Genomic DNA, 8752 nt, shown 5'->3' with positions numbered 1-8752 from the left:
GCCGCGCCCCCCCCGGGCCCCCCCGGGGGCGCCCCCCGGGCCCCCCCCCGCCGACGACACGGGGGAGCTCGCCGTGGTGGTGGGGGCCATCGGCCGGTTCGGTGGCACGGTGGCCGATCTCGAACCCGCCGAACAGGCCGGAATCGTACGGCTTTCGGCCGCGGCCGTGCGCTTCGGGCACCCGCTGAGCCGGTACGCGGCCTATCAGTCCGCACCGCTCGCCCGACGCATTGCCGCCCACCAGGCGCTCGCGGCGGCGCTGGACTCCGAACGGCATGCGCACCGCCGTGCCTGGCACCTGGCCGCCGCGGCGACCGGACCCGACGAGCAGGTCGCCAGGGAGCTGGAACGGGTCGCCGCCTGGGCCGGCAGCCGGCAGGGTGCGGCCTCCGCGTCCGCGGCGTACGAGCGGGCCGCGCAGCTCACGGCCGACCCGCACCTGCGCGCACGGCGTCTGATCGACGGGGCGCAGAAGGCGAGCGAGCCAGGCCAGGACGACCCCTGCCGCCGCCTCGCCGACCAGGTCCCGCTTCCGCTGTCGGACCCGGCCTCGGCGGCGGACCTCGCCCGGGCCCGTGCGGTCGTCGAGCTCGGCTACGGCAGCCCGGCGCGCGCGGCTCGCACGCTGCTCGCGTGCGTGGACGAGCTGGGGCTTGTCGACGGCGATACGCCGGGGTTTGCGGGCAGCGACACGTTGGGGCTTGTCGACGGCGATACGCCGGGGTTGGCCGGCAGCGACACGTTGGGTCATGTCGACGGCGATACGCCGAGGTTGGCCGGCAGCGACACGTTGGGTCATGTCGACGACGACACGTCAGGGCTCGCCGGCGCCGACAAGATGGCACCCCTGCTGACCGAGGCGCTGCACGCGGCGCTTTCCGCGGAGGACACCGGGCTCCTGGCGGAGATCGCCGCCCGCGCCCCGCACCTGCCCGAACTGGCTGTTGCGGCCTGGCTGTTCCCGAGCGGAGCGCCCGACTCGCCCGCCGCACACCCACCGCCCGCCGGTCACGACTCCCCACCGCCCACCGGGGACGATCACATGGCGCTCCTGATGGCGGCGCACCATGCGCATCTCCTCGCCGATCACCCCCGCGCGTACGAGCACGCCACCGCGGCCGTCGCCCGGTGTCGCGCCAGCGGGATCGGTGGCTGGCTGCCCACGGCGCTCGATCTGCTCGCGCGGGTCGAGACGGCGCTCGGCAGGACCGGCGACGCGCAGGAGCACGCCACCGAGGGGCTCTACCTCGCCGACTCCTACGACCTGGACCATCGGGCCGCCCATCTGCGCTCCCGCCTGGCGCTGCTCGCCGCCGTCCAGGGCCGCGAAGCGGATGTGCGCGAGCAGGCCGAGGAAGCGCTCGCCTACGCACGCCCGCGAGGGGTCGGACGGGCAGGCGCGGATGCCCAGCACGCGCTCGGGCTGCTCGAACTCGGCCTGGGCCGCGCCGAGTCGGCGCTCGCACCGTTGCGGGCCGCGGCCCGCGAACGGGCCCACCCCGCGCTCGCCCAGCACCTGCTCCCCGACCTCGTCGAGGCCGCCGTCCGCGCCGGGCGGCCGGACGAGGCGAGGGAACCGGCGACCCGCCTCGCGGCCTGGGCCGCCACCGTGGGACAGCCCGCGCTCACCGCGCTGTCCCACCGCTGCACGGCCCTGACCGGACCGGACGAGCAGGCGGTCGAGCACTACACGCGGGCCCTGGCCCTGCACGAGCACGGCGGCGTTCACGACCGCGCCCGTACCGCGCTCCTCTACGGGGAGTGGCTACGGCGCCGACGCCACAACATCGAGGCCCGCGAGCATCTGCGTACCGCGTGGGAGATCTTCGCGAAAGCGGGCGCCGCGCCGTGGGCGGACCGGGCGCGCACCGAGCTCGAAGCCGCCGGGGAAGCGCACGATCCGGGCACGGACAGCCGGATCGGCCGGCTCAGTCCGCAGGAACGCGAGGTCGTACGGCTCGCCGCCACGGGGGCGACCAACCGCGAGATCGCCACACAGCTGTTCCTCAGCCCGCGCACGGTCGGCCACCACCTCTACCGCGCCTTCCCCAAGCTCGGCGTCAGCTCCCGTACGGAACTGTCCGACCTTCTGGAGTCATGAGGCAGCAGGCACCGAGTAGACCATCCGGATCTCCGTGATCCGGTAGCCGGCCCGCGCGAAGGCCGCGGCCATCGGCACGTTCCCCCGGTCCGTGGTGGCGGTGATCCGCTCCGCGCCGGCCGCGGCCTGGAAGCGGGTGATCTCGGCGAGCACCTCGTCCACGTAGCCACGGCCGCGGAACTTCGGGAGCACCCCTATATAGCCGACATTGCGGGCATACGGAGTTGCCGAGGGGATCGCAAGGCCCACCACCTCGCCGTCGGCGTCGTACGCGAGACGCCACCAGTCGCGTTCCCCGAGGCAGTCCAGATAGAAGTCCATCGCCTTGCGGGCCGCGGCATCGGCGCCGACTTCGGCGATGTCCTTACGGGTACCGGCGTCCAGGCTGCCCTCGGCGATCCCGCGGAAGACCGGGAGGAACTCCTCGTCGGAGGCGCGGGGGAAGCTCAGCGGGGCCCCGGCGGCGGCCAGCCCGGCGGGGGCCGTCCACTCCAGCTGCAGCCGCTCCACCACGTGGCTGAGCCCGGCGGCCAGTGCGGCGTCGTGACGCCATTCGGCGGCGGCGGACACGGCCGGGTCGTCGCGCCAGCCGTCGGTGAGCTTCACGGTGAGGATCGGCAGGTCGGCCGCGCCCCGCGCCGTGAAGCTCTCGAGGCCGGCGGCCAGCAGGCCCGCCGCGACCTTGGCGCGGTCCGGCACCGAGGCGTCCACCCACAGGCAGTCGAGATCCACCGGGTGCTCGGCTGTCGACTGTCCCCACCACAGCGAGCGGCCCACCACCTGCCCCTCGTCCTCGGCCAGCCAGGTCCACTCGGGCCGGTACATCCGCTGGCGCAACTCGTCCAGGTAACGGTCGGCGGGAATCCAGCCCACGGGCTCGTCGACCACGACAGCCGCCACGCGGTCGGTGTCACTGTCGGTCGCAGATCGGAACAGCATGTGTTCTCCAAGGTTTTGGTATGTGCCGTCAACGTACGAAGCCGGCCGGGCGAGCCGGTATCGGTCGCCATGACTTAATGCGGCCATGGCGTGACCACGGCGCCCGGTGCATGGCAAAGGGACGGCGACCGGGCAGGTCGCCGTCCCTGGTTGTTCACGATGCCGACTGGTCGCGAGGAGGTCCGCAAGGGAGCTGAGCGAAGCCCCGGTTGCCGCTCAGCCGGCGTCGCGTTTGCGGTAGCGGATATGAGTGGTCAGCGGTGAGTGGAGCACCTCGGTGGGCTTGAAATCGAAGGTCTCGACGCCGTCGAAGATGCGCTCGCCGCTGCCGAGCAGGACGGGTGCGATGTCGAGGATGAGTTCATCGATCACGCCGGCGTCGAGTGCCTGTTGAACCGTCGAAGCGCCACCGGCGATGTCCACACCCTTGCCGTCGGCGGCTTCGAGAGCCTGCGCGTAAGCGGCGTCGAAGCCTTCGGTGACGAAGTGGAAGGTGGTCCCGCCCTCCATCTTGATCGGTTCGTGGGCGTAGCGGGTGAGCACGAAGACCGGGGCGTGGTACGGGGGCTCGGGGCCCCACCATCCGTCCCACGTCTCGTTCCACTCGCCTCGGATCGGCCCGAACATGTTTCGGCCCATGACGTAGGCGCCACGCGGGCGCATCAGCCAGCTGATGGCCGTCTTGTCGGCATCGGTCGCGCGCGGGTCGCCGATATGCCAGCTGTGCAGCTCTTTGCCGCGTTTGCCCAGCGGATTTTCTCTGCTCTGCTCGGGTCCGGCGACGAAGCCGTCGAGCGAGATCGACATGTGGCAGGTGGTGTCGGACATCAGCTTCCTTCCGAAAGATGCGGTTGCGGGTTGTGTGGTCTCTACTTCGGATCGCGTTCGAAAGTCGACTTGGACCACCGGTAGCCGAGGGTCGTGAGGCCCAGGCACCAGGCGAGGGTGATCCACCAGTTGGTGCCGATCTCGGTGCCGAGGAGCAGACCGCGGAGGGTCTCGATGGCCGGGGTGAAGGGCTGGTACTCGGCGATCGGCTGGAACCAGCCCGGCATGTTGCCGACTGGGACGAAGGCGCTGGAGATGAGCGGCAGGAAGATCAGCGGCATGGCGTTGTTGCCGGCGGCTTCGGGATTCGGGCTGACCAGGCCCATGCCGACCGCGATCCAGGTGAGGGCCAGGGCGAACAGGGCAAGCAGTCCGAAGGCGGCAAGCCACTCCAGGACGGTGGCGCCGGTGGAGCGGAAGCCGATGGCGGCGCCGACGGCACCGACGAAGACCACGCTGATCAGGCACTGGAGCACGCTGCCGATGACGTGTCCGATCAGGATGGATCCGCGGTGGATCCTCATTGTGCGGAAGCGGGCGACGATGCCCTCGGTCATATCCATCGAGACCGATACCGCGGCGCCGATGGTGGTGCCGCCGATGGTCATCAGCAGGATGCCGGGCACGAGATACGCGATGTAAGGGAGCGCAGTTCGCGCTGACTGCCGTCGCTGGGGATCTGCAGGGCGAGCGTCTCGTCACTGCGCGCGGCCTCGGACAGTGCGGAGGCCGCCGCCTGATACGCGGCCGGATCGGTGAAGCGCAGCCGCACATGTCCGCCAGGGATCATGCGCTTGAGTTCGTCGGCGCTGCCCTCCGCGACGATCTTTCCGTCGTTCAACACCGCGATGCGGTCGGCGAGTTCGTCGGCCTCCTCCAGAGATCGAAACGCGCGAGCAACTCGGCGGTGACTCGCTGCGCTTCCCCCTTGGACATCAGGTGGAGGCCGGACATGAGGAGCATGTTCTCCCCGCCGGTGATCAGACCGTCGACGGCGGAGAACTGCCCGGTCACCCCGATCGCGCCACGTACCCCGTCCGCGTTCCGCGCGACGTCGTGGCCGGCGACCTGGGCCTGCCCGCCGTCGGCGGAGATGAGGGTGGAGAGGATCTTCACGGCGGTGGTCTTGCCGGCGCCGTTCGGCCCGAGCAGCGCGAACACGGAGCCGGCCGGGATGTGCAGATCGATGCCGTCGAGCACGGTCTTGTCACCGTACGACTTGCGCAGACCGACGGCGGAGATGGCGGCAGGCGGCGCGTGACCGCCACTCCGTCTGGACGTGGGCATGACAGCTGAAGACATGGAGCCCTCCAATCGAAGACTGAAAAGTGCGGGGTGTACGTGAGCGGAGAGGGCGACGGCAGTCGCGGGGACCGCTACTGCGGTGCGTGGGCGGCCACCGCGCCGGTACGTGCAGGTGCGATGTGCGGCGTAAGTGGTGCGAACATACGAAGCCGGCGGGAGGGTCTGGTATCGGGCGCCATGACTTAATGCGTTCCGAGGTCGGTGGTAAGTCAGGTGCCGCCAGGCGTTAGCGTGGTGGCTGTCGACCGGGCTTGCTGGGCCGACGGGTGCTGTTTTCTGGGGTCACTGAGAGAAATTGCAGGTCAGAGCGGTTCTATGAGAGTGCTGCACACATCGGACTGGCACTTGGGGCGGGCCTTTCACCGCGTCAGCCTGCTCGACGCCCAGGCCGCGTTCATCGATCACCTCGTGTCCGTCGTACGCGAGGAGCGGGTCGACGCGGTCGTCGTCGCCGGGGATGTGTACGACAGGGCCGTGCCGCCGCTGTCCGCCGTGGAGCTGTACGACGACGCGCTGCACCGGCTCGCCGACCTCGGGGTGCCGGTCGTGATGATCTCCGGGAACCACGACTCGGCCCGCCGCCTCGGCGTGGGCGCCGGCCTCATCGGCAAGGCGGGCATCCATCTGCGTACCTCACCCGCCGCATGCGCCACCCCCGTGGTGCTCGCCGACGAGCACGGCGACGTCGCGTTCTACGGGCTGCCGTATCTCGAACCCGCCCTGGTCAAGGACGAGTTCAAGGTCGACAAGCCCGCCCACGAGACGGTGCTCGCCGCGGCCATGGACCGCGTGCGCGCCGATCTTTCCGCACGGGCCGCGGGCACCCGTTCCGTCGTGCTCGCGCACGCCTTCGTGACGGGCGGCGAACCCAGCGACAGCGAGCGGGACATCACCGTCGGCGGCGTCCAGTCCGTGCCGGCCGGGGTCTTCGACGGCGTCGACTACGTGGCGCTCGGCCATCTGCACGGCTGCCAGACCCTCACCGAACGCGTCCGCTACTCCGGCTCCCCGCTCGCGTACTCCTTCTCCGAGCAGCACCACCGCAAGTCGATGTGGCTGATCGACCTCGGCCCCGGCGGCGAACTGGGCGCCGAGCGCATCGACTGCCCCGTGCCGCGGCCGCTCGCCAGGATCGAGGGCCAGCTCGACGAACTGCTCGCGGACCCGGACCTCGCGGGCGTCACCGAGCACTGGGTGGAGGCCACGCTCACCGATCCCGTAAGGCCGGACGAGCCGATGGCGCAGCTCGCGGAGCGCTTCCCGCACGTCCTCAGCCTCGTCTTCGCTCCCGAACGGCAGCCGGGCGAACCGCAGGTGTCGTACGCGCAACGGCTCAAGGACCGCAGCGACGAGCAGATCGCCGAGGACTTCGTCGCGCATGTGCGCGGCGCGGGCCCCGACGATGCCGAACAGGCCGTACTGCGCGGGGCGTTCGACGCCGTACGCGTCGACGAGACCCTGCGCGAGGTGGCCCGATGAGGCTGCACCGGATGACCCTCACGGCCTTCGGACCGTTCGGCGGCGTACAGGAGGTCGACTTCGGCGCGCTGTCCGAGGCCGGTCTCTTCCTGCTGCACGGACCGACGGGCGCGGGCAAGACCTCGGTCCTCGACGCGGTCTGCTACGCCCTGTACGGCTCCGTACCCGGCGCCAGGCAGGGCGCCGGTACGACCCTGCGCAGCGATCATGCGGCGCCCGCGGCCCGTACCGAAGTGGTGCTCGAACTGACCGTGGCCGGGCGGCACTTGGAGGTCGGCCGGCAGCCGCAGTGGATGCGGACCAAGAAGCGCGGCACCGGCACCACCATGGAGAAGGCCCAGTCGTGGCTGCGCGAGTACGACGCTTCGGCGGGCGTCTGGAAGGACCTCAGCCGCTCCCACCAGGAGATCGGTGAGGAGATCGGGCAGCTGCTCGGCATGAGCAAGGAGCAGTTCTGCCAAGTGGTCCTGTTGCCGCAGGGTGATTTCGCGCGCTTCTTGCGGGCGGATGCCGAGGCGCGCGGCAAGCTGCTCGGCCGGCTCTTCGACACCCGGCGTTTCGCGGCCGTCGAGCAGTATCTCGCCGAGCTGCGCCGGGGCACCGAGGCGCAGGTCCGAGCCGCCGACGAGCGGCTGCTCGCCGCCGCGCAGCGTATGGGGCAGGCCGCCGGGCGCGTGGCGCAGCTGCCGCTTCCGGAGGCCGCCGCGGGTGAACCGGGCCTGGCGGAAGGCGTGTTGACCTGGGCGGCCTGCGCCCGGTCCGCCGCGCGCGAGGCCCTCACGGTCGCGCGCGTGTCCCAGGGCGCCGCACAGCAGGCCCGGGACGCTGCCCAGGAGAACCTTGACGGTGTACGGGAGACGCATCGGCTTCAGCGCCGCCACGCCGAGGCACAGGAGCGTGCCGAGCGGCTCGCTGGACGTATCGAGGAGCACCGCGCCGACCAGGAGCGGATGGAGCGGGCGCGCAAGGCGGAGGCTGTGGCGCCCGCCCTTGCACTGCGCTCCTCGGCCGATACCGCACAGCGGCGGGCTGCCGACGAGGAGGGCCGGGCGCGGCGTGCGCTGCCCGAGTCGTTCGACGGGGCCGAGGCCGCCGCGCTCGCGGCCGCCGCCCGCAAGGCCCACGAGGAACTCGGCTCGCTCGCCTCGGCCCGGCGTGCCGAGCAGCGCCTGCGGGAACTGGGCCACGAGCTGGCCGAGTTGGAGCAGGAGGAACGCGCCGACGCAGCGGCTCTCGAGGAGGCCTCGGCGTGGCTCGCGGACTGGGACGCCGTACGCCACGGCCACCAGAGCCGGATCGACGAGGCGCAGGAAGCCGCCACCCGCGCGGGACAGCTCGAAGGCCGGATCGGCCCGGCCCGCGACCAGGCGGAGGCGGCCCGGCGCCGTGACGCGCTCGGCTCGTCCGTCACCGAAGCCCAGGAAGAGGCACTCGCGGCCGGCCGGCGGGCGGGGGACGCGCGCGAGCACTGGCTCACCCTCAAGGAGCAGCGCCTGCGCGGCATCGCCGCCGAACTCGCCGCCCAGCTGGCCGACGGCGACCCCTGCGCGGTCTGCGGCTCACTCGAACACCCCGCCCCCGCGCGCAGAAGCGAAGGACACGTCGACCGCCAGGCCGAGGAAACGGCCCTCACCGCGTACCAGCAAGCGGACCAGGAGCGCACCGAAGCCGAAAGCGCACTCGCCTCCGTACGCGAGGCCCTTGCGGTCGCCACCGCCTCCGCGGGCGGCGCTCCCGCGGAGGAACTCGCCGCCGCACTGGGCGAGGTGGAGCAGGAGTACGCGCAGGTCCGCGCCCTCGCCTCCACCTTGCACGCCGCGCGCGAGGCCTACGCGCACGACGAACACGAGCACGAACGCCGGGTCGCCGCGCAGCGGGACGCCGAGCGGCGCGCCGCCTCCCGCACCTCGCGGCGCGAGAACCTCGCCCGCGAACAGGCCGTACTCCAGGAGGAGTTGACCAAGGCGCGGGGCAGTGCGGCGAGCGTCGCCGACCGGGCACGGCAGCTGGAGCGGCAGGCCGCGCTGCTCACCGAAGCAGCCGAGGCGGCACGGGCCGCACAGGGGGGCGCCCTGCGGCTCAAGGAGGCCGGCGGGCCGG

5 protein-coding genes and 2 pseudogenes are annotated in these 8752 nt (G+C 72.1%); 3 read left to right on the top strand and 4 right to left on the bottom strand.

Features of this window, described 5'->3' with window-relative positions; genetic code table 11:
- Positions 1–2101: LuxR family transcriptional regulator (locus JAO81_RS08565; protein WP_233415102.1), on the top strand; the 2101-nt coding region annotated here is incomplete at its 5' end.
- On the opposite strand, the gene JAO81_RS08560 is transcribed toward JAO81_RS08565, so the two are convergent.
- From JAO81_RS08560 to JAO81_RS08545, 4 genes and pseudogenes are all read right to left on the bottom strand, one after another.
- The gene (locus JAO81_RS08560; protein WP_199547194.1) at positions 2096–3040 is read right to left on the bottom strand and encodes a GNAT family N-acetyltransferase; all 945 of its coding nucleotides are present in this window, start codon (positions 3038–3040) and stop codon (positions 2096–2098) included. The genes JAO81_RS08565 and JAO81_RS08560 overlap by 6 nt on opposite strands.
- A 216-nt stretch (positions 3041–3256) precedes the next feature.
- Positions 3257–3868: a dihydrofolate reductase family protein gene (locus tag JAO81_RS08555; protein WP_199547193.1), complete on the bottom strand. Its 612-nt coding sequence runs from the start codon at positions 3866–3868 to the stop codon at positions 3257–3259.
- Positions 3869–3909: 41 nt separating this feature from the next.
- Positions 3910–4509 (bottom strand): annotated as a pseudogene (locus JAO81_RS08550) (ABC transporter permease); the annotation flags it as partial.
- Positions 4497–5155 (bottom strand): annotated as a pseudogene (locus JAO81_RS08545) (ATP-binding cassette domain-containing protein); the annotation flags it as partial. The pseudogenes JAO81_RS08545 and JAO81_RS08550, both read right to left, overlap by 13 nt.
- Positions 5156–5488: 333 nt before the next feature.
- Here JAO81_RS08545 and JAO81_RS08540 point away from each other — a divergent pair.
- Positions 5489–6652, top strand: coding sequence for an exonuclease SbcCD subunit D (locus tag JAO81_RS08540; protein WP_199547192.1), 1164 nt, complete (start codon positions 5489–5491; stop codon positions 6650–6652).
- Positions 6649–8752: AAA family ATPase (locus tag JAO81_RS08535; protein ID WP_199547191.1), on the top strand; the 2104-nt coding region annotated here is incomplete at its 3' end. The genes JAO81_RS08540 and JAO81_RS08535, both read left to right, overlap by 4 nt.

Origin of the sequence: Streptomyces sp. N35, from assembly GCF_016464295.1 — a bacterium.
Classification (GTDB): Bacteria; Actinomycetota; Actinomycetes; order Streptomycetales; family Streptomycetaceae; genus Streptomyces.
Note: the sequence above shows the minus strand (reverse complement) of the source record. Positions and strands in the feature narration are given on the sequence as shown.

Excerpts from the sequence above, each read along its gene's own strand:
- JAO81_RS08560 (WP_199547194.1), bottom strand. The coding sequence starts at position 3,040 with ATGCTGTTCCGATCTGCGACCGACAGTGACACCGACCGCGTGGCGGCT.
- JAO81_RS08555 (WP_199547193.1), bottom strand. The coding sequence starts at position 3,868 with ATGTCCGACACCACCTGCCACATGTCGATCTCGCTCGACGGCTTCGTC.
- JAO81_RS08540 (WP_199547192.1), top strand. The coding sequence starts at position 5,489 with ATGAGAGTGCTGCACACATCGGACTGGCACTTGGGGCGGGCCTTTCAC.